This window comes from Embleya sp. NPDC005575, assembly GCF_040605455.1.
In the GTDB taxonomy this organism is placed as follows: domain Bacteria; phylum Actinomycetota; class Actinomycetes; order Streptomycetales; family Streptomycetaceae; genus Embleya.
In genome coordinates this window covers 1-24,070 of the sequence record NZ_JBEXCV010000076.1, presented here as the reverse complement: position 1 = coordinate 24,070, position 24,070 = coordinate 1, and the positions used below count along the sequence as shown (strand labels likewise).

The window sequence follows — 24,070 nt, the reverse complement described above, 5'->3', positions numbered from 1 at the left end:
AGACTCCGCAGCCCGGCCTCGACGAGGTCCTGGCGTTCATGAACATCGGCACCCAGGAGACGCTGGCAGACCGCATGGGGATCGAATTCCTCGAGGCCTCCGCCCAGCGGGTGGTCGCCACCATGCCGGTCAAGGGCAACATCCAGCCCTACGGCCTCCTGCACGGCGGCGCGTCCTGCGTCCTGGCCGAGACCCTCGGTTCGGTGGGCTCCGCGCTGCACGCCGGCAAGGACGCGATCGCCCTGGGCATCGAGATCAACGCCACCCACCACCGCTCGGCCAAGTCCGGCCTGGTCACCGGTGTGGCCACCCCGGTGCATCTGGGTCGGTCGTTGGCAACCTACGAGATCGTGATCACCGACGAGGACGACAAGCGGGTCTGTACCGCGCGGCTGAGCTGCATGATCAAGCGCGCCTGAACCCCGGCCCCGCGTCCGGGACCGCGCGGCGAAGGGGCCGACCCCCTCCGCCGCGCGGTCCCAAAACGGCGCTGCGCTACGCGCCCTCGCCGAGGTACGCCTCGCGCACCTTCGGATCCGACAGCAGCTGATCCGCCGGACCGGACAGCACCACCGACCCGGTCTCCAGGGCATAGCCGCGGTGCGCCAGGCGCAGCGCCTGCGCCGCGTTCTGCTCGACCAGCAGCACCGTGGTGCCCTGCTCGTTGATCTCCCGGATGATGTCGAAGATCTGCGCCACGATCAGCGGCGCCAGACCCATCGACGGCTCGTCCAAAAGCAGCAGCTTCGGCTGCCCCATCAACGCCCGCCCGATCGCCAGCATCTGCTGCTCGCCGCCCGACAGCGTGCCCGCGAGCTGGCCACGCCGCTCGGCCAGCCGCGGGAACAGTTCGAACACCCGATCCAGCTCGGCCTTGGGCACCGACTTGAACCGGTAGGCGCCCATGTTCAGGTTCTCCGTGACGGTCATCGCCGGGAACACCCGCCGACCCTCCGGAGAGTGCCCGATGCCCAGCCCCACCACGTGGTGGGCGGGCACCCCGTCGATCCGCTCGCCGCGCCAGCGCACCTCGCCCTCGCGCGGTGTCAGCAGCCCCGAGATGGTGCGCAGTGTCGTGGTCTTGCCCGCGCCGTTGGCGCCGAGCAGGGCCACGATCTCGCCCTCGTTCACCTCGATGTGCACGCCCTTCAGCGCCTGGATGGCGCCGTAGAACACGTGCAGATCGTCCAGTTCCAGCATCTTCTTTCGCGGCGTCGTCGCGGTGTTCGCGGTCGGCTTGGTCAGCCCGACCGCATCCGCGCCCTTGGACTCGGCGGCACTCATCGCTGCTCCTCCCCGTCCCGCTGCGCGGGGACCGTACCGTCCGACCCGTTCGCCGCCTCGGCATCCGAGGCCGCGACCATCTCGGCGGCCATCTCGGCCCCCAGATAGGCCGCGACGACATCGGGGTTGCGCTGCACCTCGGCCGGCGAACCGGACGCGATCACCTTGCCGAAGTTGAGCACCGTGACCCGGTCCGCGACCGACATCACCAGGCGCATGTCGTGCTCGATCAACAGCACACTGATGCCCAGCTCGCGGTTGATCCGGCGGATCAACACCTCCAAGTCGAGCTTCTCGGTCGGGTTGGTACCCGCCGCCGGCTCGTCCAGGAGCAGCACCTGCGGATCGGTGGCCAGCGCGCGGGCGATCTCCAGGCTGCGCTGCTGGCCGTAGGACAGCGACGCGGCCAACTCGTTGAGCAGCCCGTCCAGACCCACGAAGTGCAGCAGCTCCAGCGCCCGAAGGTCGCTCTCGCGATCCTCGCGACGCGCGTTCGGCAGGCCCAGCATGATCGACACCGGGCCGGCCTTCTGCCGGGTCTCCGCCGCGATCTTCACGTTCTCCAGCGCGGTGAGCGCGCCGAACAGGCGAATGTTCTGGAACGTGCGGGCCACCCCGAGCCGGTTCACCAGGTGCGGCTTGCGGCCCTTGAGCGAGTGCTCGCCACCCGCCCGGTCGCGCAGCACGATGCTGCCTTCCTGCGGGACGTACATCCCGGTCAACGAGTTGAACAGCGAGGTCTTGCCCGCCCCGTTGGGGCCGATCACCGCGAGGATCTCGCCCCGGTGCAGGTCCAACGCCACGTCGGACAGACCCACCAGGCCACCGAAGCGCAGCGTGACGCCGCGCACCCGCATGACCTGGTCCTCGGGGTCCACCCGCGGCCGGTCGCCCGCCTTCGTCGTGGTGATGCTCACGTCATCCTCCCGCCGGCCGGCTCCGACATCGCGTCCGCGTCGCCGAGACCCGCCTTGGCCATGCTCAACTCGCGCTTGCGCCGAACCGAGGGAATCAGGCCCTGCGGGCGGTAGATCATCATGATGATCAACAGCGCGCCCAGGTACATGAATCGGTCGTTCGGGTTGACCCAGTCCTTCATGTACTGCGGCAGCCAGGCGAGGAACGCCGTGCCGATGATGACACCCCACAGCGAACCCATGCCGCCGAAGATGACGTAGGCCACCACCAGCACCGAGAACAGCAACAGGAAGCTCTCCGGGCTGATGAACCGGGCCTTGCTCGCGTACACGACACCGGCGATGCCGGACGTGGACGCGCCGATCGCGAACGCCATCAGCTTGAACTTCACCGTCGGGACACCGGTCGCCGACGCGGCCACCTCGTCCTCACGGATCGCGGTCCAGGCTCGGCCGACCCGGGAGTGCTCCAACCTCAGGAACGCGATGATCAGGATCGTCGCGATGCCGATCAGCAAGTACCAGTAGGGCACCGGGTCCAGTTCCCAGTCGTAGTCGATCGGGCCGACGTGCACCCCGAAGTTCGAGATGCCCTGGACACCACGCGGACCGTTGGTGAACCCGTCCGCGTTCTTGGCGATCAGGTAGATGATCTCGTGGAAGCCCAGCGTCACGATCGCCAGATAGTCACCGCGCAGCCGCAGCGTCGGCGCGCCGAGCAGCAGCCCGGCCAGCAGACACGTGCCCACCGCGACCGGGATCACCAGGAACGCGTTCAGCGTGAACGGCGGTTCCACCGGCATCGCACCGGTCCAGTACGCCGTGCTGTACGCGCCGATCGCGAAGAACGCGATGAAGCCCAGGTCGAGCAGGCCCGCCCAGCCGATCACCACGTTCAGGCCGATCGCGAGCAGGACGTAGATCGCCACCTCGTTGACCAGCACCTGGTTCCAGAAGGTGGACAGCACGTTCGGCAACAGGATCAGCAGGCCGATCACCACGGCCGAGAAGCCGATCCGGACCCAGACGATACGGCGCAGATTCGCCGAGGTCGCCCGGGTCTGCGCGATCAGTCCCCTGACCGGACCGGTCACCGGTGTGTGGAAGCGGTCCAGTGGGCCCACGCTCGCCGCCAGATAGCGGTTGTACAGGGGCTTGGTGAACTCCATGATCGCCCACAGCGCCACCGCGCCGATGATCCACCACACCACGCGCAGCGACCCGAGGGTCTTGTCCACCGAGAAGAACACGTCCTCGCGGCTGCCCTGCGGACCACTCATCACGTCCAAAAGCACGGCCGCGGCGACGGTGCCCACCAGGCGGCCGACCATCGGCTGCTGATACCAGCGCTTGCTTCGCAGCTTCGCCAGCGCCGACCCGGTCGGCGCGAGATCGCGTTCCTTCGTCGTCGTGGTCACGCCGACCTCCCCAAACGCTCGCCCAGGATGCCGGTCGGCCGGAACATCAGCACCAGGACCAGCACCGCGAAGGCACTGACGTACCGCCACGACTCACCGAAGATGGGCGACGAGAAGCTCTCGACGATGCCGAGCAGCATGCCGCCCATCATCGCGCCGCGAATGTTGCCGACCCCGCCGACCACGGCCGCGGCGAACGCGGTGATGCCGGGCAGGAAGCCCATCGTGAACGACAGCTGCAGGTGCAGGCCGAACAGGAAGCCGGCGATACCGCCCATGAACCCGCCGATGATGAACGTCCGCGAGATCACCTTGTCGATGTCCACACCCATCAGGCCCGCCGTCTCGGCGTCCTGCGCCACGGCCCGGATACCCGAGCCCAGCTTGGTGCGGTTCACCAGGTAGTCCAGGCCGACCATCATCAGCACCGCAGCACAAACGATGAGCAGCTGGAGGATGGTGACCTGGGTACCGAAGACCGAGAAGACCTTCTTGTTCTCGAACACCGTCGGCAGTGCACGCGAGTCGCGGCCGAACAACTTCCCCGCCAGGTTCTGCAGGAAGTAGGAGGCCCCGATCGCGCTGATCAGGAACGCAAGACGGGGCGCGTTCCTGCGTCTGAGTGGTCTGTACGCGACTTTCTCGAGCGTATAGGCCGTGGCCGCACCGGCCGTACCGGAAACGGCCAGACCGGCCGCGACCAACAACACCGACATGAACGTCGTCGGGTTGCTGCTCGGGTCGATCCAGGTCAAGGCGAGCAACGCGGAATAGGCGCCCACCATGAAGACTTCGCTGTGTGCGAAGTTGATGAGCTGCAGAACGCCATAGACCAGGGTGTAGCCGATGGCGATCACCGCGTACAACGCACCGAGCATGATCCCTGGAATAAGGTAATCCAGGATTTCATCAGGTTGCATAAGGAAAGCTTCCTCAAGAAAACCGGACGGGCCCGGGTCTTCCCGAAAACTCCGGGAAGACCCGGGCCCGATCGTCAGGTTGTGCCGCCCCGATTAACGGGTCAGCCGCCCACGAGCTGGTCGATGTCGCCCATGTAGCCGATCTTGCCGCCCTTCACCTGGTAGATGAAGGTGGTCGCGCCGTCGAATTCGCCGTTCGGCTGGAACTTGAACGACTTGGTCAGACCCTTGTACGAGGCACTCTTGAGCTTGGTGAGCATCGCCTCGCGGGTGATCTTGTCCGCGCCGAAGGACTTCATCTGCTCGACCACCAGGTTGGCGATGTCGAACGACTCCGCCGAGTAGGTACTCGGGTTCGTGTTGAAGCGCTTCTTGTAGTCCTCGGTGAACTGCTTCGTGGCCGCCTCGACGTTCGCGTCGGAGCACGGGCAGGTCAGGTACCAGTCGTTCGAGGCGTCCCCGGCAAGCGAGACGAACTGCGAGTCGTTGGTGCCGTCACCGGAGAACTTGGGGCCGGTGAAGCCGGCTTCCTTGAGCTTCTTGGCGAACGGCGCGCCGTCCTGGTAGTAGCCCGCGTAGATCATGGCGTCCGCGCCGGAGTTCTTGATCTTCGTGGAGATCGGACCGTAGTCCGGGGTCGCCTTCGGCACGCTGTCCGAGACGACCTGGACGCCGGCCTTGGTCAGCTCGTCCTTGGCGACCTTCGACAGGCCCACGCCGTACTCGGTCTTGTCGTCGACGACGAAGACCTTCTTGGCCTGGAGCTTCTTCGACAGGTACTTCGCCATCCCGCTGCCCTGGGCATTGTCGTTCGGCGTACCACGCAAGAACGCGGTGAAATTGTTGCCCGCGCTCGTCAGGGACGGGTTGGTCGCCGAGGGAGACACCGTGGCGAGCTTCGCCTTGGCGTAGTTCGGCGATGCGGCCTTGGTGGGGCCGGAGAAGGCGGGGCCGATAACGGCAACAACATTGCTGTCGTCGATCAGCTTCTGCGCCGCGGAGACGGATTTGGTCTCCGACGCCTCGTCGTCCGAGGTCTTGAACTTGAGCGTGAAGGGAAGATCGCCCTTCGCGTTGGCCTGCTCGACAGCGAGCCGAGCGCCGTTCTCTTCGTTGATGCCAAGCTGGGCATTCTCCCCCGAGAGCCCCGCTTGGAAACCTATGGTCCAGGTCGGCTTGTTACCGCCGCCGGCGGGAGCGGAGCTGCCACCGTCCTTCTTCTTGTCATCGTCATCGTCACTGCCGCACGCGGAAAGCACGAGTGCCGCTGCCGCGATGGGCAGCGCGATTTTGATCACGCGTCGCTTGAGCACAGCAAACCCCAACCCCTTGTAGAAAAAGTTCGGAGCCCGCATCGGGGCGCCTTCACAAACCGCGATGAACATGCGGTGCCCGGAATGTAGTCCGGCCGGAAGGGCAGCGGCAGTCCGCCGACCGAGATGTGATGCGCCCGTAACCAGATGTAATCCAAAAGAAACTGGAAACGAATTGTTACGATCCAAAGTGATCAAATATGATCATCGGGTGCCCGAAAAACAATGAACCCGTCCGGTTTGTCAGCAACCGGACGGGTTCATTGGAGTATGGGTACGGCTGGGTCAGTCGGCGACGTCGCCCCCGGACACGACCACCTCGGCCACGGTGCGCATCGACATCCGGCGATCCATCGAGGCCTTCTGGATCCAGCGGAACGCCTCGGGCTCGGACATGCCGTACTTCTCCTGAAGTACGCTCTTGGCCCGGTCCACCAGCTTGCGCGTCTCCAGCCGTTGGGTGAGGTCGCCGACCTCACGCTCCAGGGCGGCCAGTTCGGTGTACCGCGAGACGGCCATCTCGATCGCCGGGACGAGGTCGCCCTTGGTGAACGGCTTGACCAGGTACGCCATCGCACCGGCGTCCCGGGCGCGCTCGACCAGCTCGCGCTGGGAGAACGCGGTCAACATCAGCACCGGCGCCAGCCGCGCCTGGGCGATCTGCTCCGCAGCCGAAATCCCGTCCAGTATCGGCATCTTGACGTCGAGGATGACCAGGTCGGGCCGACACTCGTGAACCAACTCCACGGCCCGCTGCCCGTCTCCGGCCTCGCCGACGACGTGGTAACCCTCTTCCTCCAACATCTCTTTCAGATCGAGCCGGATCAGCGCCTCGTCCTCGGCGATGACGACACGGGCGCGCTGGCTGTCCTGCGATGCGGCGGGCGGCTGCGTGGCTGCGGTCACGTCGCTCCTCGATCAGGGAAATGGTGCGCACACGAGAGTACCGAGAGGCGGTATGGTGTTCTTCGTGCAGGGGTTGGGTCGCATGCGTCCGCCCCCTGACCAGCCGGGTTGGCGGAGCAGGCAGACGCGGAAGACTCAAAATCTTTTGCCCGAAAGGGCGTGCGGGTTCGAATCCCGCACCCGGCACCAGCACTTTTGAAGAGCACACGTTCGAGTGACATCAACTCGAACACCTGGACCAGTGAATATCAGTTGCCCACCGTGGATCCCTGACTGATTCGGATCTGCGCCGCCGGGCCATCGACCGGGTCCGCGGACATCATGCGCATCCTCACGACCACACTGGACCAACTCGTGGTCGAGTGGAAATACGCCAGGCCGAACCTCTTCTCCGTCGCTCGTCGGGCCTCCGTCGCTCTCATGGACCAGCACATCGGCCCCAAATACTGACGGCCCGCCACCCGAAAGGATGACGGGCCGTCGGCATGGCGACCGGGTGTCACTCGGAAGGCAGATCTCCTATGTGGTGCAGCCGGATCAGGTTGGTCGACCCGGGCACACCGGGCGGGGAGCCGGCCGTGATCACGACCAGGTCGCCCTTCTTGCAGCGGCCGATCGCGAGCAGCGCCGCGTCCACCTGACGAACCATCTCGTCGGTGTGGCTGCACAGCGGCCCGAGGAAGGTCTCCAGGCCCCAGGTGAGCGCCAGACGGCTGCGCACCGACGGCTCGGGGGTGAAGGCGAGCATCGGGATCATCGAGCGGTACCGGGACAACCGGCGGCCCGTGTCACCGCTCTGGGTGAACGCCACCAGGTACTTGGCGTCCAGGCGCTCGGCGATCTCGATCGCGGCCTTCGCGATCACCCCGCCCTGCGTGCGCGGTCCGGCCAGACCGCGGATCTCCTCCCGCATCGCGGAGGAGTCCTCGGCCGCGACCACGATCCGCGCCATGGTCTTGACGGTCTCGATCGGATACTTGCCGACCGAGGTCTCGCCCGACAACATGACCGCGTCCGCGCCGTCCAGGACGGCGTTGGCGACGTCCGACGCCTCCGCCCGGGTGGGGCGCGAGGCGCTGATCATCGAGTCGAGCATCTGGGTGGCGACGATGACGGGCTTGGCGTTGGCCCGGGCCAGCGTGATCGCGCGCTTTTGCACGATCGGCACGGCCTCCAGCGGCATCTCGACGCCCAGGTCGCCGCGGGCGACCATGATGGCGTCGAAGGCGTGGACGATCTCCTCGAGGTTGTCCACCGCCTGCGGCTTCTCGATCTTCGCGATCACCGGGAGCCGGACACCGACCTCGTCCATGATCTTGTGGACGTCCTCGATGTCCTTCGCGGCACGCACGAAGGACAGCGCGATCATGTCGGCGCCGAGGGCGAGGCCCCACTTGAGGTCCTCGATGTCCTTCTCGGACAGTGCGGGAACGCTCACGGCCACGCCGGGGAGGTTGAGCCCCTTGTGGTCGGAGACCATCCCGCCCTCGATGACGATCGTGTGCACGCGCGGGCCCTCGACGTCGACGACCTCCAGGGTGACCCGGCCGTCGTCGATGAGGATCCGCTCGCCCTTGGTGACGTCGGCGGTCAGCCCCTTGTAGGTGGTGCCGACCTCGTGCTTGTCGCCGGGGACGTCCTCGGTCGTGATCGTGAACTCGTCGCCGCGCTCCAGGAGCACGGGGCCTTCGGCGAAGGTCTCCAGGCGGATCTTGGGGCCTTGGAGGTCGACGAGGATGCCGACGCTGCGACCGGATTCGTCGGATGCCCGACGGACGCGGTGGTAACGCTCCTCGTGCTCGGCGTAGGCGCCGTGGCTGAGGTTGAAGCGGGCTACATCCATGCCTGCGTCGACCAGCGTGCGGATCTGTTCATACGAATTGGTTGCAGGACCCAGGGTGCAGACAATTTTGGCTCGACGCATGGTCAAGAGCCTAGTTCCTACCGCCGAGTAAGCCGTACCCGCGTCCGGTATATGGCGCTTTTCCGGCATGCGGAAAGGGCGCCGCAACGGCGGCGCCCTTTCCCGTTCACGCGACTTTCGTCACATATTCAATCCCGATCCGGCCGGTCACTCCGCGTCACACGGTGAGCGGCCGATCGGTGGGCCGGATCGGTGACGGCAGGTTGGTCTCGCCGGTCAACCACCCGTCCACCGCAGCCGCGCACGAGCGGCCCTCGGCGATCGCCCAGACGATCAACGACTGCCCGCGCCCGGCGTCGCCGGCCACGAACACGCCGTCCACGTTCGTCGCGAACGCCTCGTCCCGGGCCACGTTGCCGCGCTCGTCCAGGGCCAGCCCGAGCTGCTCGACCAGCCCGTTGGAGCGGTCGGTCCCGGTGAAGCCCATCGCCAGGAACACGAAGTCCGCCGGGATTTCCCGCTCGGTGCCGGCCACCGGCACGAAGCGGCCGTTCTCGAACACGACCTCGACCAGCTTGAGCGCCTTGACCCGGCCGTCCTCGCCGCCCACGAATTCCTGGGTGTTGACCGCGTACACACGCTCGCCACCCTCCTCGTGCGCGCTGGCCACCCGGTAGGTCATCGGGTACGTCGGCCACGGTTGCGCAGTGGGCCGCTCCTCGGTGGGCCGGGGCATGATCTCCAGCTGGGTGACCGAGGCCGCGCCCTGGCGGTGCGCGGTACCCAGGCAGTCCGCGCCGGTGTCGCCGCCGCCGATGATCACCACGTGCTTGCCGGCCACGTCGATCGGCGAAGCGACCAGGTCGCCCTCCTGCACCTTGTTGGCGAAGGGCAGGTATTCCATCGCCTGGTGGACGCCGCCGAACTCGCGCCCGGGGATCGGCAGGTCGCGCGCGGCGGTGGCGCCGGCGGCGATCACCACCGAGTCGTAGCGCCGGCGCAGCTTGGCCGCGTCCAGGTCGGTGCCGATCTGCATGCCGGTGTAGAACTTGGTGCCTTCGGCGCGCATCTGCTCGATGCGCCGGTTGATGTGCCGCTTCTCCATCTTGAACTCGGGGATGCCGTAGCGCAGCAGTCCGCCGATCCGGTCCGCCCGCTCGTACACGGCGACCGTGTGGCCGGCCCGGGTGAGCTGCTGGGCGACAGCGAGGCCGGCCGGGCCGGAGCCGATCACCGCGACGGTCTTGCCGGAGAGCCGGTCGGGCGGCTGTGGGGCGACGTTGTTGTCGTCCCAGGCCCGGTCGATGATCGAGACCTCGACGTTCTTGATGGTGACCGGCGCCTGGTTGATGCCGAGCACGCACGCGGCCTCGCACGGCGCGGGGCACAGCCGGCCGGTGAACTCCGGGAAGTTGTTGGTCGCGTGCAGTCGTTCGCTCGCGGCCTGCCAGTCGTCGCGCCAGACCAGGTCGTTCCACTCGGGGATGATGTTCCCCAGCGGGCAGCCGTTGTGGCAGAACGGGATGCCGCAGTCCATGCAGCGGCCGGCCTGTTCGGTGATGATCGGGAGCAGCGTGCGCTCCTCGTACACCTCCTTCCAGTCCCGGATGCGCACGTCGACGGGGCGACGCTTGCCGAGCTCTTGGGGCGTGGTCAAAAAGCCCTTCGGGTCAGCCATGAACCGCCTCCATCATCTTCTGGACGATCTCGGTCTCGGTGAGACCGGCTCGCTCGGCGGCGTCCTTGGCGGCGAGCACTGCCTTGTAGTCCCTGGGCAGGATCTTGGTGAAGCGCCGGGAGGCGGCGTCCCAGTCGGAGAGCAGGGCTTCGGCGACGGCCGAGCCGGTCTCCTCGTGGTGCCGGCGCACAACGTCGTGCAGTTCGGCGCTGTCGTCGGCATCGAGTTCCTCGACGCCGACGAGTTCGGTGTTGATGTTGTTCGAGTCCGCGTCGAGCAGGTACGCGACGCCGCCCGACATGCCGGCGGCGAAGTTGCGGCCGGTACGACCGAGCACCACTGCCCGGCCGCCGGTCATGTACTCGCAGCCGTGGTCGCCCACGCCCTCGACGACTGCGGTGGCGCCGGAGTTGCGCACGCAGAAGCGTTCGCCGACGACACCGCGCAGGTAGATCTCGCCGCCGGTGGCGCCGTAGCCGATCACGTTGCCGGCGATGATGTTGTCCTCGGCGGCGAAGGGCGCGGAGCGGTGCGGGCGCACGGTGATGCGGCCGCCGGACAGGCCCTTGCCGACGTAGTCGTTGCCGTCGCCTTCGAGCCGCAGGGTGATGCCCTTGGGCACGAATGCGCCGAACGACTGGCCGGCGGAGCCGGTCAGGGTGATGTCGATGGTGTCGTCGGGCAGGCCCGCGCCGCGGTAGCGCTTGGTGACCTCGTGGCCGAGCATCGTGCCGACGGTGCGGTTGATGTTCTGCACCGGGAGGTTTATGACGACCTTTTCCCCGTTTTCGAGGGCGTCGGCGCTGAGTTGGATGAGCTGGTTGTCCAGTGCCTTGGCCAGTCCGTGGTCCTGCGCGCTGGTGTGGTGCAGGGCCGCGCCCTCGGCGAGCGCGGGCACGTGGAACAGCGGCGCGAGGTCGAGGCCCTCGGTCTTCCAGTGCCTGATCGCCGCGCCGGTGTCCAGGAGTTCGGCGTGGCCGACGGCCTCTTCCAGGGTGCGAAAGCCCAGTTCGGCGAGCAGTTCGCGGACCTCTTCGGCGATGAACTCGAAGAAGTTGACCACGTGGTCGGCCTGGCCGTTGTACCGCTCGCGCAGCACGGGGTTCTGTGTGGCGACGCCGACGGGGCAGGTGTCGAGGTGGCAGACCCGCATCATCACGCAGCCGGAGACCACGAGCGGCGCGGTGGCGAAGCCGTACTCCTCGGCGCCCAGCAGGGCCGCGACCAGGACGTCCCGGCCGGTCTTGAGCTGGCCGTCGGTCTGCACCACGATGCGGTCGCGCAGGCCGTTGAGCAGCAGCGTCTGCTGGGTCTCGGCGAGGCCGAGCTCCCAGGGGCCGCCCGCGTGCTTGAGCGAGGTGAGCGGCGAGGCGCCGGTGCCGCCGTCGTGGCCGGAGATGAGCACCACGTCGGCGTGCGCCTTGGAGACGCCCGCCGCGACCGTGCCGACGCCGACCTCGGCGACCAGCTTCACGTGCACCCGAGCCGCCGGGTTGGCGTTCTTGAGGTCGTGGATGAGCTGGGCGAGGTCTTCGATCGAGTAGATGTCGTGGTGCGGCGGCGGCGAGATGAGGCCGACGCCGGGGGTGGAGTGTCGGGTGCGGGCGACCCACGGGTAGACCTTGTGGCCGGGCAGTTGGCCGCCCTCGCCGGGCTTGGCGCCCTGGGCCATCTTGATCTGGATGTCGTCCGCGTTGACCAGGTATTCGCTGGTGACGCCGAAACGGCCGGAGGCGACCTGCTTGATCGCCGAGCGCCGCTCGGGGTCGTACAGCCGCTCGGGATCCTCGCCGCCCTCGCCGGTGTTGGACTTGCCGCCGAGCCGGTTCATCGCGATGGCCAGCGTCTGGTGCGCCTCCATCGAGATGGAGCCGTAGGACATCGCGCCGGTGGAGAAGCGCTTGACGATCTCGGAGACCGGCTCGACCTCGTCGATGGGGATCGACTCGCGCACGCCCGTCCTGAACGCGAACAGGCCGCGCAGGGTCATCAGCCGCTTGGACTGCTCGTCCACGCGCTCGGTGTACTTCTTGAAGATGTCGTAGCGGCGGGTCCGGGTGGAGTGCTGGAGCCGGAAGACCGTCTCGGGGTCGAACAGGTGCGGTTCACCCTCGCGGCGCCACTGGTACTCGCCCCCTATCTCCAGCCGGCGGTGCGAGGGCGCGATGCCGGTGGGCGGGTACGCCTTGGCGTGCCGGCGGGCGACCTCTTCCGCGACGACGTCCAGGCCGATGCCGCCGAGCTTGCTGGTGGTGCCGGTGAAGTATTCGGCGACGAAGTCCTCGGCGAGGCCGACGGCCTCGAAGACCTGGGCGCCGCGGTAGGAGGCGACGGTGGAGATGCCCATCTTGGACATCACCTTCAGCACGCCCTTGCCCAGTGCCTTGATCAGGTTGCGAATGGCCTGCTCGGGCGCGATGTCGGTGAGGAAGACGCCGTCGCGGACCAGGTCCTCGACGGATTCCATCGCGAGGTAGGGGTTGACGGCGGCCGCGCCGTAGCCGATCAGGAGCGCGACGTGGTGCACCTCGCGCACGTCGCCGGCCTCGACGATCAGGCCGACCTGGGTGCGGGTCTTGGTCCGGATCAAGTGGTGGTGCACGGCGGAGGTGAGCAGCAGCGAGGGGATCGCCGCGTGCTCGGCGTCCGAATGGCGGTCGGAAAGGACCACGATGCGGGCGCCGTCGGCGATCGCGCCGGTGGTCTCGGCGCGGATCTCCTCGAGTCGCTTGGCCAGCGCGGCGCCGCCGCCGTCGACCGGGTAGAGCCCGGAGATGGTGACGGCCTTCAGGCCCGGCTGGTCGCCGTCGAGGTTGATGTGGATCAGCTTGGCGAGCTCGTCGTTGTCCAGCACCGGGAAGGGCAACACGACGTTGCGGCAGTCGGCGGGCTGGGCGTCGAGCAGGTTGCCCTCGGGGCCGACGAAGCTGCCGAGCGAGGTGACCAGTTCTTCCCGGATCGCGTCCAGCGGCGGGTTGGTGACCTGCGCGAAGAGCTGGACGAAGTAGTCGAAGAGCAGTCGGGGCTTGGCCGAGAGCGCGGCGATCGGGCTGTCGGTGCCCATCGAGCCGAGCGGTTCGCCGCCGGCCCGGGCCATCGGCGCCAGGATGACGCGCAGTTCTTCCTCGGTGTAGCCGAAGGTCTGCTGGCGGCGCGAGACGGAGGCGTGCGTGTGCACGACGTGCTCGCGCTCGGGCAGGTCCTCCAGGTTGATCAGGCCCGCGTGCAGCCATTCCTGGTAAGGGTGTTCGGCGGCGAGCGCGGTCTTGATCTCGTCGTCCTCGACGATCCGCCGGGCCTGGGTGTCCACCAGGAACATCCGGCCGGGCTGGAGCCGCCCCTTGCGCACGATCCTGGCGGGGTCGATGTCCAGGACGCCGACCTCGGAGGAGAGCACGACCAAGCCGTCGTCGGTGACCCAGTAGCGCGAGGGCCGCAGACCGTTGCGGTCCAGGACCGCGCCGATCAGGGTGCCGTCGGTGAAGGTGACGCAGGCCGGTCCGTCCCACGGCTCCATCACGGTGGCGTGGAACTTGTAGAACGCGCGCCGGGCGGCGTCCATCGTGGCGTGGTTCTCCCACGCCTCGGGGATCATCATCAGCACGGCGTGCGGCAGCGGCCGACCGCCCAGGTGGAGCAGTTCCAGGACCTCGTCGAAGGACGCCGAGTCGGACGCTTCGGGCGTGCAGATCGGGTACAGCCGGCTCAGGTCGCCGGGGATCAGGTCGGTGGCGAGCATCGACTCGCGCGCGGCCATCCAGTTGCGGTTGCCCTTGACGGTGTTGATCTCGCCGTTGTGCGCGATGAAGCGGTACGGGTGGGCGAGCGGCCAGGCCGGGAAGGTGTTGGTGGAGAACCGCGAGTGCACGAGACCGATCGCGGACGCCAGGCGCCGGTCGGACAGGTCCGGAAAGAACGGCTCCAGCTGTCCGGTGGTGAGCATGCCCTTGTAGACGAGGGTGCGCGCGGACAGCGAGGCGAAGTAGACCTCGACCTCGCGTTCGGCGCGCTTGCGCAGCGCGAAGGCGAGCCGGTCGAGGGTGATCCCGGTGACCGTGTCGTCGACGCCGGCCACGAACAGCTGCGCGAAGCGCGGCATCGTCTCGGCGGCCATCGAGCCGACCAGGCCGGGCGTGGTGGGGACGTCGCGCCAGCCGAGCACCCGCAGGTTCTCCTCGGCGGCGATCCGCTCGATGGAGGACTTGGCGCGGCCGGCGTGTACGTCGTCGTCGGGCAGGAAGGCGATGCCGACCGCGTAGCCGCCGGCTTCGGGCAGCTCGAAGCCGACGCTCTCGCGCAGGAAGGCGTCCGGGACCTGGATCAGGATGCCCGCGCCGTCGCCGGTGTCGGCCTCGGCGCCGGTGGCGCCCCGGTGCTCCATGTTCCGCAGGACGGTCAGGGCCTGGTCGACGATGTCGTGGCTGGGCTCGCCGGTGAGCGTGGCCACGAATCCGACACCACAGGCATCGTGCTCGTTACGGGGGTCGTACAACCCCTGTGCCGCGGGAAGCGCGGAGAAGAGGGGGCCCGGAGTTGCGGGCATGGCAGGAGGCATGGGCGCTCCCGTCGTCGTCGTGGCGTGTGGTGCGCAACAGGGACGACGTTGGCCCTCTGCGATTTCGTGCAGGTTACACGATCAGTACGTGTATCCGGAACCCGGGACAAACCCGTCTCACCATGCGGTCATCAGGGTGAACCGGCCGTGCTCGCGGACGCTGCGTCGCGCCGGTCGCCTCGGCATATCAGCTGGCTCATTCCCGACCATCCCGGTACCGAAACGGGCTGTCCGACCCGTGGGAATCGATCGTTTCCGGGTCGACACGCCGTGCTACGGCCGTGTTACGTATGCCTCACCCATCACACCTGTTGACCGATCAGCAGACCGAGCAGGTAGGTCAGCCCACCCGCGGCGGCGCCGAGGACCAACTGACGGGTGCCGCTGAACCACCACGGTCGGGCGGTCACCCGCGAGACCGCGGCGCCGGCGCCGAACAGGCCGAGCGCGGTCAGCACCAGGGCGGGTGCCAGCGTGGCGGCGCCGAGCAGGTAGGGCAGCAGCGGGAGCAGCGCGCCGATCGCGAAGAAGGCGAACGAGGAGCCGGCGGCGAGCCACGGCGAGGGCAGGTCGTGCGGGTCGACGCCGAGCTCCTCGCGGGCGTGGATCTCCAGGGCCAGTTCGGGGTCGCGGGAGAGTTGGCGGGCCACCTCGACGGCGAGGTCCTCGTCCAGACCGCGGGCGATGTAGAGCTCGGCGAGTTCGCGCTGCTCGGCCTCGGGGCTGCGGCACAGTTCGCGGCGCTCCACCTCGACCTCGGCGCGGGCCAGCTCGGCCTGCGAGGCGACCGAGGTGTACTCCCCCGCCGCCATCGAGAAGGCGCCGCCGGCCAGGCCGGCCAGGCCGGTGACCACGACGGTCTTGGGCGTGGCGTCGCTGCCGACGATGCCGGCGATCAGCGCGAAGTTGGAGACCAGCCCGTCCATCGCACCGAACACGGCCGGGCGCAGCCAGCCACCGCCGATGTCGCGGTGGGTGTGGTCGATGCCGTCCTGGTGCCCGAGCGCCGGGGCTGCGTCGGGGACCTCGGCGGCTATATCGGTGGTCTTCACGGTTGTTCGGCCCTCTCGTCACGCTGGGACCTGGACGCTACCGTTTTGGCCCGACATGCCGCCGGCCAGGAAAGGCTGTCCGAACCCGAGGAGGCTGCCCCGAACCCGCGGTCGGCGGGTTCGGGGCAGCCTCCGATGTGGTGGGGGTCAGCCCTTGTCGGCGGGCTTGCGCGCGGCCGAGGGGATGCGCTCGACGTCGGCGTCGGCTGCGGGCTCGTCCGCGTCGCGGTCCGCATCCGCATCCGCATCCGCGTTCGCATTCGCATTCACGTCGGCGTCGGCGTCCGTCGAATCCTTCGCGCTCTTCGCGCCCTCCGGGTCCGGCGTCGCCTTCGCGTTCACCGCTGCGGCCGGCTCGTCGGCGTCGTCCGACTCGTCCGCGTCGTCCGACTCCTCGTCGTGGCCGCGCAGCGTGGCCGGGTCCTCGCGGCCGGGGTGCTTGCGCGCCGAGATCCACATGTAGGCGATCGCGCCGGCGAACACGACGATCGCGGTCCAGTTGTTCAGCCGCATGCCCAGCACGTGTTCGGCGTCGTCGACGCGCATGTACTCGATCCAGAACCGGCCCACCGTGTAGCCCGCGACGTAGAGCGCGAAAGCCCGGCCGTGGCCCAGCTTGAACCGGCGGTCGGCCCAGATCACCAGGGCCGCGACGCCGATGCACCACAGCGACTCGTACAGGAACGTCGGGTGGAAGGTGCCGGCCTGACCGGGGTCGATCACGTTGTGGTCGCCGTCGATCTTGACCGCCCACGGCACGTCGGTCTCGCGGCCGTAGAGCTCCTGGTTGAACCAGTTGCCCCAGCGGCCCACGGCCTGGGCGAGCACGATGCCCGGGGCGAGCGCGTCGGCCAGCGCGGGCAGCGGGATGCCCCGACGCCGGCAGCCGATCCAGGCACCCACCGCGCCGAGCGCGATCGCGCCCCAGATGCCGAGGCCGCCCTTCCAGACGGCGAACGCCTGCATGGGGTCGCCGCCGTCGCCGAAGTACGGCCCCGGCGTGGTGATGACGTGGTAGAGGCGGCCTCCGACGAGGCCGAAGGGCACCATCCACACGGCGATGTCGCCGACCGTGCCGGCGCGACCGCCTCGGGCGACCCAGCGGCGCTCGCCGAGCCAGATCGCGAGGACGACACCGAGGATGATGCACAGCGCGTAGCCACGCAGCGGGATCGGACCGAGGTCGATCTGTCCGCGCGAGGGGCTGGGAATGAATGCGAGGTCCATGGCGGGTACGACGCTACCGGGTGCGGAGGCGAACGTGTGCCGGCGGGCATCGACGAACGGGCGCGGCACCGGGGAATCGGTGCCGCGCCCGTACCGCGCGGAGCAGAGGGTGACTACTTGATCGCAGCGAGGATCTGCGCGCGGACCTCTTCGGGGGTGGCCAGACCGCGGCCCTTGACGATCAGGTCGATGGTCTTGCCGTTGATGCCCGCGGTCGGCGTGCCGGTGACCGGGGTGTCGCCGATCTTGGCGTTCTGGAACGCGTCCTCGACCTTGTTGACCCAACCGGCCACGCTCAGGTCGTTGACGCAGCTGTCGAAGGCCGGCGAGCGCAGGCCGTCCACCTTGCCCGCGAGGTCGAGCAGGTAGGCCCGACTGGCGAACTTGTCGTCCAACTCGTCCGGCTGGTTCGCGAAGAGCGTGTCGTGGTACTGCGCGAACTTGCCCGCGTTCTGTGCGCAGCCGGCGGCGTTGGCCGCGTACTTGGAGCCGTTGCCACCGAGCTTGCCGTCCAGGAACGACGCGATGTGGTAGTCGATCTTGATGGTGCCGGCGTCGGCCATCTGCCGCAGGGTGGGGCCGAGAGTCTTCTCCACCTCGTGGCAGATCGGGCAGCGGAAGTCCTCGTACATGATCAACGAGGGGGCGTTCGGGTTGCTGCCGACGGAAACGCCCAGACCGTCCGCGGACAGGTTCGCGGGGGCGCTGAACGGCTTGGCGAGCGCGTCCTTCCAGGGGCCCTTCTTTTTATTGGTCTTGGACATGCCGACGACCACGCCGATGATGGCGACCACCGCGAGGACTGCCACCACCGCACCGGCGATGACCATCACGCGCCGGCGCTTGTCGAGCGCCTGTTGGCGCGCGCGCTCCTGGGCCATCCGCTCGCGCGCGGTGCGCTTGCCTTCGGAATTCTTCGAGCTCACGTGATCTCAGGGCCTTTCGGTTCCCGGGTTCCGGGGTTACGGTTCGCGTCCCCGCGGTACTCGTCCGCGTCGTTGTCCCGCTAGTCCTCGTCGTCCGCCTCGTCGTCCTCGTCCCGGTCGTGCGGCGGCTCCTCGGGGAAGAGCCACGCGTCCGCGGACAGGCGGGTTCGCGGGAAGACGATCAGCCAGATCGCGAGCAGCATGAAGCCGCAGTCCCGCAGGATCTCCTCGAGGTAGGCGGTCTTGTCCGGCTCGACCGGACCGCCGCCGCCGAAGCAGCCGCAGTCGATCGCCAGACCGCGCGCCCAGGCCTGGGCGATGCCCGCGATGAACACGAGCAGGAGCAGCGCGGACAAGGACGCGACCAGTCGGGTCCCGATCCCGACCACCAGGAGCAGGGCCAGGCCCAGTTCCAGGTAGGGCAGGGCGTAGCCGACCGGCTCGACAAGGTTGTCGGGCAGCACGTCATAGCCTCGGACCGCGTACGCGGCCTGGTCGGGGTCGAGCGCCTTCTCCCAGCCGGCGTACGCCCAGACGAAGGCCAGGCCCAGTCGGGCGGCGAGGCCGATCCAGGGGGCGACCTTGCGCAGGCTCGCGAGCGCCCCGGCGGATGCGGTGCCGTTGGGGGTGGCCGTCGCGGTCACCGCTGGGCCACCGGCTCGATCGTCTTGCCTTCCAAGGTCTGACCTCCGTCACGACGGGTGAGGTGCAAGGACCCCGGTCCGGTGGTCCCCCGCACCCCGGACCGGCACATGTCCTGTCTAACCGGCGGAAGGCGCCTGAGGTTCCTGTCCGAGAGCCGCCTTACCACTCCCGGGGTTCTCCAGGCGCTGGTCGAGCAGTTCACGAAGGTTGTCGGGCGAACGCATGGCCGAGTTCCCACCGTCCAGAATTTTTCCGTCCACCGCGATGCCGGGGGTGGCGGAGACTCCGGAGCTTTCGAACGCGCTCTCGGCGGCGGTCACCCACTCGGCGTTGGCGTCGGTGTTCACGCACGCGTCGAACGCCTCGCCGCGCAGGCCCGGGACCTGACCGGCCAGGTCGAGCAGCCGGGCCGCGGTGTAGCCGTCCTCGGACTCCTCGGGCTGGTTCTTGAACAGCACCGCGTGGTAGGCGGCGAACTTGCCCGCGTCCACCGAGCAGCGCGCGGCGTTCGCCGCCTTGACCGAGCCGGTACCACCGAGCTTGCCGTCCAGGAAAGAGGCGATGTAGTAGTCGACCCTGATCTTTCCGGCGTCGGCGTAGTCCGCCAGGAGCGGGCCGAAGCCGGTCTCGAAGCGCTTGCAGAACGGGCAGCGGAAGTCCTCGAAAACGGTGACCGTGACCGGCGCCGAGGGACTGCCGACCCGGATCGTGCCGTCGGCCTGGACGGCGGCGGGCAGCGTGGCCGGGTCGATCTCGCGGATGGCGGTCTTGGCCGCCTTCGACCCCTTCGCGTCGCCGGAGTCGTCGTCCTTGTCGTCGTGGCCGATGGTGAACACGACGCCCAGGACGGCGGCCAGCACGGCGACCACGAGCACGCCGACGACGGCCAGGATGACGGATGTTCGGTTGGTCCCGGGTTTGGCGCTCAACGCAGGTTCCTCCGATGGGGGTCGGTACGGGATGACGCGGACATGCCAACGGCCGCCGCGGGAGTGCTGCGGCGGCCGCTGGTGAGCCGATGTACATTTTGACGCGTTTTTACACGGGATGACGGCTTTCCGCGGGCATCAGCGCTTGCGGACACCCTCGGCGAGGTCCGCGGCCAGGGCTCGGACGGCGTCCAGGCCGGCCTGTTCGTTCGGCGCGTCCAGTAGGGCGCGCACGAATGCGGAGCCGACGATGACGCCGTCGGCATAGGCGGCGACCTCGGCCGCCTGGGCGGCGGTGGAGACACCCAGACCGACGCAGACCGGCAGGTCGGTGGTCTTGCGGGTACGCGCGACCAGGTCGCCGGCCACGGAGCTCACCGAGGCCCGGGCTCCGGTGACGCCCATGACGGACGCGGCGTACACGAAGCCGCCGCAGTGGCGGGTGGTGTACGCGATGCGTTCGTCCGAGGAGGACAGCGCGACCAGGAAGATCCGGTCCAGGTGGTGCCGATCGGTGGCGGCGATCCAGTCGTGCGCCTCGTCCGGGATCAGGTCGGGGGTGATCACCCCGCTGCCGCCGGCCGCGGCCAGTTCGCTCGCGAACCGCTCGACGCCGTAGCGCTCGATCGGGTTCCAGTACGACATCACCAGCGTCGCGGCGCCGGTCTCGGCGACGGCCCGCACGTTGTCGATCACGTGGTGGGTGTTGGTGCCGTGCGCGAGCGCGTGTTCGACGGCGCGCTGGATGACGGGGCCGTCCATCTGCGGGTCGCTGTAAGGCAGGCCGACCTCGATGATGTCGCACCCTCCCTCGACCATCGCCCGCATCGCGGCGGCGGAGCCCTCGGCGGAGGGGTAGCCCGCCGGGAGGTAGCCGACCAGCGCGGCGCGGTTCTCGGCGCGGGCGGCGGCCAGCACCTCGGTCAGCCTGGTGGTGGTGCCGGTGCCGGTCACGACTGCTCCGCTTCCGCGTCGAGGAGATCGAAGTACTGGGCGGCGGTGTGCATGTCCTTGTCACCGCGCCCGGAGAGGTTCACCAGGATGGTCGCGTCCGGGCCGAGCTCGCGCCCGACCTCGATCGCGCCGGCCAGGGCGTGCGCCGATTCGATCGCCGGGATGATGCCCTCGGTGCGGCACAGCAGCCGGAACGCCTCCATCGCGGGGGCGTCATCGATCGGCCGGTAGATTGCCCGGCCGGTCTGGTGCAGCCACGCGTGCTCGGGCCCGACCGCCGGGTAGTCCAGGCCGGCCGAGATCGAGTGCGACTCCATGGTCTGCCCGTATTCGTCCTGGAGCAGGTAGGTGCGGGCGCCGTGCAGGACGCCGATCGAGCCGCCGGTGATCGAGGCGGCATGCCGCCCGGTCTCCACGCCGTCGCCGCCCGCCTCGAAGCCGTACAGCCGCACGCCCTCGTCCGGGATGAACGCGTGGAAGGCGCCGATCGCGTTCGAGCCGCCGCCCACGCACGCGCAGACCGCGTCCGGCAGTCGGCCGGTCAGGTCGAGCACCTGCTGCCGGGCCTCCACGGAGATGACCTTGACGAAGTCGCGGACCATCGCCGGGAAGGGGTGCGCGCCGGCCGCGGTGCCGAGCAGGTAGTGGGTGTTGTCGACGTTGGCGACCCAGTCGCGCAACGCCTCGTTGATCGCGTCCTTGAGGGTGCGCGAGCCGATCGCCACCGGGATCACCTCGGCGCCCAGAACGCGCATCCGGGCCACGTTCAGCGCCTGGCGCTGGGTGTCGAGTTCGCCCATGTAGATGACGCAGTCGAGGCCGAGCAGCGCGCACGCGGTCGCGGTGGCCACGCCGTGCTGGCCGGCGCCGGTCTCCGCGATCACCCGGGTCTTGCCCATGCGCTTGGTCAGGATGGCCTGGCCGAGCACGTTGTTGATCTTGTGCGAGCCGGTGTGGTTGAGATCCTCGCGCTTGAGGATGATCCGCGCGCCGCCGGCGTGTTCGGCGAAGCGGGGCGCCTCGGTGATGATGCTCGGGCGCCCGGCGTAGTCGCGCAGCAGGCCGGCGAACTCGGCCTGGAACTGCGGATCGCCCTTGGCCTTCTCGTAGGCGGCGGTCAGTTCGTCGAGGGCGGCGATCAGCGCCTCGGGCAGGAAACGCCCGCCGAAGACGCCGAAGTGGCCGGCGGGGTCCGGCTGTTGGGCAGTGCTGGACATGCTGGGTCCTTGTCGGTGTGGCATGCCGTGCGGACGGCACGTTGCTGACGGGTGGGTCAGGAAACGTGTCGGCGCCATCGGCTGCCCGGCACCTGGCCGGGCTCGCAGCCGATCACGTAGCGCACCCGGCGCCCCCGGGCCCGGCGGGCGGGCGCGCGGCAGCCACGGGGCTTGCAGCCCCTGGCCAGTCGCGGGTCCATGCTCATCGCCGCTCGCGTCCTCAGCCGCGCCCGTGCCGGATCGCCGGGTGGGCGCCTGCGGCGACCAAGTCGGCGACCGAGCTGCGCGGGTCGCGACCGGTGACCAGGGACTCGCCCACCAGGACGGCGTCGGCGCCGTTGTTGGCGTACGCGATCAGGTCGTGCGGACCGCGCACGCCGGATTCGGCGATGCGCACGCACGAGTCCGGGATCAGCGGGGCGATCCGGGCGAAGTTGTTGCGGTCCACCTCGAGGGTCTTCAGGTTGCGCGCGTTGACACCGATCACGGTGGCTCCGGCGTCGAGCGCACGGGCGGTCTCCTCCTCGTCGTGAACCTCCACGATCGTGGTGAGACCGATCGAACGGGACCGCTCGATCAGCGAGATCAGCGCGTTCTGCTCCAGGGCGGCGACGATCAGCAGGGCCACGTCCGCGCCGTGGGCGCGGGCCTCCCACAGCTGGTAGCTCGTCACCATGAAGTCCTTGCGCAGGACCGGGATGTCGACGGCGGCGCGGACGGCGTCGAGGTCGTCGAGCGAGCCGCCGAATCGACGCTGCTCGGTGAGCACGCTGATCACCGAGGCGCCGCCGGACTCGTAGTCGGCGGCCAGGCCGGCCGGGTCGGCGATCGCGGCGAGCGCGCCCTTGGAGGGGCTGGAGCGCTTGACCTCGGCGATGACGGCGATGCCGTCGCCGCGCAGGATGCTCTCCGCGTCGCGGGGCGCCGGCGCCTGGACCGCGAGTTCCTTGATCTCGTCAAGGGATACGCGGGCCTGTCGTTCGGCGAGGTCGGCGTTGACACCGTCGATGATCTCGTCGAGAACCGTCACGCCCTACATCCCCTCGTTTGTCCGGAGAACCTGCTCCCCCGGCTCTTCGATGGTATAGGCCGATTCGAACAGACCCGTCCACACCGCACCGCCGAAGAGGTGGGGGCAGCATACGGCGTCGCACGGTGGGTTCGTGCGCACGGTCCGGCCGGCGAAGTCGCCGGCCGTCACTGTGCGTCAGGGCGCGAGAGGTGCACCGAGCGGCAGGTCGCGGACGATCCAGAAGAGCACCACCACCGCGAGCAGACCCCACAGCGCGCGGGGGTCGGCCAGCCCCCGGCGCGGCTCGCCGCGCGCGGTTCGCACCGCCCAGCGCAGCCACAACAGGCCGATCAGCGGGAACAGCACGACCGCTAGCGCGTTGTAGCCGAGCGCGGCGGACAGGTCGAGATGAGTGAGCGCGTGCACACAGCGCAACCCGCCGCAGCCGGGACAGGGCAGGCCGGTCACCACCAGGTAGGGGCACGGCGGATAGTGGCCGCTCTCGCGCGGATCGACCAGTCCCACATAGGCGGTCGCGGCGGCGAGCAGGGCCAGGCTCGCGGCGGGCAGACCGAGATTGCGCAGCCGGAAGCCGGTGCCGGACGCGGGGCGGGCCGGGGTGGTCATCGGCCCATTGTGCCGTCGGGAAGCACCGTCAGAGGTCACCCAGCGTGTCTTTCCAGCCGAGGAGGAAGACGCCGACCATCCAGGTGGTCCAGAAGATCACGCCCAGCAGAACGGTACCGATGGTCCAGTTGCGAGCCCGCAGCGAGGCGAGCCGGGCACCGGCCACGTCGCCGCGATGCCAGCGCTCGTTGACGCTGGTCGCCGCGAGCAGCGCGGGCACGCCCGCGAGGAAGCAGCAGAAGACGGTCGCCACGACCGCCCACGCGAGGTAGTTGTCCGGTGGGCCGGGCGGCGGACCGGCGGGCGGTGGCGTGGTCGGCGGCCCGTAAGGCATGGCGTGCCCGAACGGCCGGGCCGGCGCGTTCCACTCCCGGGTCCGATCCGAACGTTCCTCACCGCCACCGGGAGCCCCCGGATAGCCGTAGGCCACATTCCCCCCTCGGCGTAACGCCCCAACGGCACGCCCACCCTAGAACAGCACCGAACCCCCCGCCGAAACCCCGACCGAGCAAACCCAACCCAGCCCACCCACCGCCGAAGCCAAAATCAGCCCGGCCGGCGCTTGAGGCCAAGTAGCCCGGCCGGCGCTTGAGGCCAAGTAGCCCGGCCGGCGCTTGAGGCCAAGT

The 24,070-nt window shown here is 69.0% G+C and carries 22 protein-coding genes and 1 tRNA gene; 3 read left to right on the top strand and 20 right to left on the bottom strand.

The genetic code is table 11. The annotated features are described in order from the left end of the window. Nucleotides 1-38 precede the first annotated feature (38 nt). Nucleotides 39-419 (top strand): hotdog fold thioesterase, encoded by a 381-nt coding sequence (locus tag ABZS54_RS24220; RefSeq protein WP_355539782.1) that lies wholly within the window; start codon nt 39-41, stop codon nt 417-419. 76 nt (nt 420-495) lie between these two features. On the opposite strand, the gene ABZS54_RS24215 is transcribed toward ABZS54_RS24220, so the two are convergent. The 6 genes from ABZS54_RS24215 to ABZS54_RS24190 form a co-directional block, all read right to left on the bottom strand. Beyond that, entirely contained in the window at nt 496-1,200 is a 705-nt protein-coding gene (locus ABZS54_RS24215; protein WP_355539779.1) for an ABC transporter ATP-binding protein, read from the bottom strand. A gap of 80 nt (nt 1,201-1,280) precedes the next feature. Beyond that, the gene (locus ABZS54_RS24210) at nt 1,281-2,201 is read right to left on the bottom strand and encodes an ABC transporter ATP-binding protein (RefSeq protein WP_355539743.1); all 921 of its coding nucleotides are present in this window, start codon (nt 2,199-2,201) and stop codon (nt 1,281-1,283) included. Continuing rightward, on the bottom strand, nt 2,198-3,619 hold the full coding sequence (locus ABZS54_RS24205; protein ID WP_355539740.1) for a branched-chain amino acid ABC transporter permease: 1,422 nt from the start codon (nt 3,617-3,619) through the stop codon (nt 2,198-2,200). The genes ABZS54_RS24210 and ABZS54_RS24205 overlap by 4 nt, the downstream gene beginning before the upstream one ends. Further along, on the bottom strand, nt 3,616-4,497 hold the full coding sequence (locus ABZS54_RS24200; RefSeq protein ID WP_355539737.1) for a branched-chain amino acid ABC transporter permease: 882 nt from the start codon (nt 4,495-4,497) through the stop codon (nt 3,616-3,618). Before ABZS54_RS24200 ends, ABZS54_RS24205 begins: the two co-directional genes overlap by 4 nt. 143 nt (nt 4,498-4,640) lie before the next feature. Further along, nucleotides 4,641-5,894 carry a branched-chain amino acid ABC transporter substrate-binding protein gene (locus ABZS54_RS24195; protein ID WP_355539734.1) on the bottom strand — a complete coding sequence of 418 codons (1,254 nt, stop codon included), beginning with the start codon at nt 5,892-5,894 and terminating at the stop codon, nt 4,641-4,643. 243 nt (nt 5,895-6,137) lie between these two features. Beyond that, complete coding sequence (locus ABZS54_RS24190; protein WP_020552869.1) at nt 6,138-6,758, bottom strand: response regulator; 621 nt, start codon at nt 6,756-6,758, stop codon at nt 6,138-6,140. A gap of 102 nt (nt 6,759-6,860) precedes the next feature. Here ABZS54_RS24190 and ABZS54_RS24185 point away from each other — a divergent pair. Together ABZS54_RS24185 and ABZS54_RS24180 are read left to right on the top strand one after the other, a co-directional pair. Beyond that, a tRNA-Leu gene (locus ABZS54_RS24185) sits at nt 6,861-6,947 on the top strand. Nucleotides 6,948-7,079: 132 nt separating this feature from the next. Continuing rightward, nucleotides 7,080-7,208 carry a hypothetical protein gene (locus ABZS54_RS24180; protein ID WP_355539730.1) on the top strand — a complete coding sequence of 43 codons (129 nt, stop codon included), beginning with the start codon at nt 7,080-7,082 and terminating at the stop codon, nt 7,206-7,208. Nucleotides 7,209-7,257: 49 nt separating this feature from the next. Here the strand turns inward: ABZS54_RS24180 and pyk are convergent, their stop codons facing one another. From pyk to ABZS54_RS24110, 14 genes are all read right to left on the bottom strand, one after another. Further along, the gene (gene pyk, locus ABZS54_RS24175; RefSeq protein WP_355539727.1) at nt 7,258-8,682 is read right to left on the bottom strand and encodes a pyruvate kinase; all 1,425 of its coding nucleotides are present in this window, start codon (nt 8,680-8,682) and stop codon (nt 7,258-7,260) included. A 157-nt stretch (nt 8,683-8,839) separates the two neighbouring features. Beyond that, nucleotides 8,840-10,300: a glutamate synthase subunit beta gene (locus tag ABZS54_RS24170; protein WP_355539724.1), complete on the bottom strand. Its 1,461-nt coding sequence runs from the start codon at nt 10,298-10,300 to the stop codon at nt 8,840-8,842. Then, on the bottom strand, nt 10,293-14,843 hold the full coding sequence (gene gltB, locus ABZS54_RS24165; protein WP_355539721.1) for a glutamate synthase large subunit: 4,551 nt from the start codon (nt 14,841-14,843) through the stop codon (nt 10,293-10,295). The genes ABZS54_RS24170 and gltB overlap by 8 nt, the downstream gene beginning before the upstream one ends. Nucleotides 14,844-15,157: 314 nt before the next feature. Then, on the bottom strand, nt 15,158-15,907 hold the full coding sequence (locus ABZS54_RS24160) for a VIT1/CCC1 transporter family protein (protein ID WP_355539718.1): 750 nt from the start codon (nt 15,905-15,907) through the stop codon (nt 15,158-15,160). Between the two features lie 147 nt (nt 15,908-16,054). Further along, nucleotides 16,055-17,134, bottom strand: coding sequence for a prolipoprotein diacylglyceryl transferase (gene lgt / locus ABZS54_RS24155; protein ID WP_355539715.1), 1,080 nt, complete (start codon nt 17,132-17,134; stop codon nt 16,055-16,057). 113 nt (nt 17,135-17,247) lie between these two features. Next, complete coding sequence (locus ABZS54_RS24150; protein WP_355539712.1) at nt 17,248-18,060, bottom strand: thioredoxin domain-containing protein; 813 nt, start codon at nt 18,058-18,060, stop codon at nt 17,248-17,250. An 80-nt stretch (nt 18,061-18,140) separates the two neighbouring features. Beyond that, nucleotides 18,141-18,704, bottom strand: a complete 564-nt coding sequence (locus ABZS54_RS24145) for a MauE/DoxX family redox-associated membrane protein (protein WP_355539709.1) — start codon at nt 18,702-18,704, stop codon at nt 18,141-18,143. A 117-nt stretch (nt 18,705-18,821) separates the two neighbouring features. After that, the gene (locus ABZS54_RS24140; protein ID WP_355539706.1) at nt 18,822-19,634 is read right to left on the bottom strand and encodes a thioredoxin domain-containing protein; all 813 of its coding nucleotides are present in this window, start codon (nt 19,632-19,634) and stop codon (nt 18,822-18,824) included. Between the two features lie 138 nt (nt 19,635-19,772). Further along, nucleotides 19,773-20,588 (bottom strand): tryptophan synthase subunit alpha, encoded by an 816-nt coding sequence (gene trpA / locus ABZS54_RS24135; protein WP_355539703.1) that lies wholly within the window; start codon nt 20,586-20,588, stop codon nt 19,773-19,775. Beyond that, entirely contained in the window at nt 20,585-21,805 is a 1,221-nt protein-coding gene (trpB, locus tag ABZS54_RS24130; protein WP_355539700.1) for a tryptophan synthase subunit beta, read from the bottom strand. Before trpB ends, trpA begins: the two co-directional genes overlap by 4 nt. A gap of 56 nt (nt 21,806-21,861) precedes the next feature. Continuing rightward, complete coding sequence (locus tag ABZS54_RS24125; RefSeq protein ID WP_355539697.1) at nt 21,862-22,011, bottom strand: hypothetical protein; 150 nt, start codon at nt 22,009-22,011, stop codon at nt 21,862-21,864. Nucleotides 22,012-22,025: 14 nt separating this feature from the next. Further along, nucleotides 22,026-22,835, bottom strand: coding sequence for an indole-3-glycerol phosphate synthase TrpC (gene trpC / locus ABZS54_RS24120; protein WP_355539694.1), 810 nt, complete (start codon nt 22,833-22,835; stop codon nt 22,026-22,028). Between the two features lie 177 nt (nt 22,836-23,012). After that, a complete protein-coding gene (locus ABZS54_RS24115; RefSeq protein ID WP_355539691.1) occupies nt 23,013-23,444 on the bottom strand; it encodes a DUF2752 domain-containing protein in 432 nt (143 codons plus the stop codon). Nucleotides 23,445-23,472: 28 nt separating this feature from the next. After that, entirely contained in the window at nt 23,473-23,874 is a 402-nt protein-coding gene (locus ABZS54_RS24110; protein ID WP_020552883.1) for a CD225/dispanin family protein, read from the bottom strand. Between the last annotated feature and the right edge of the window lie 196 nt (nt 23,875-24,070).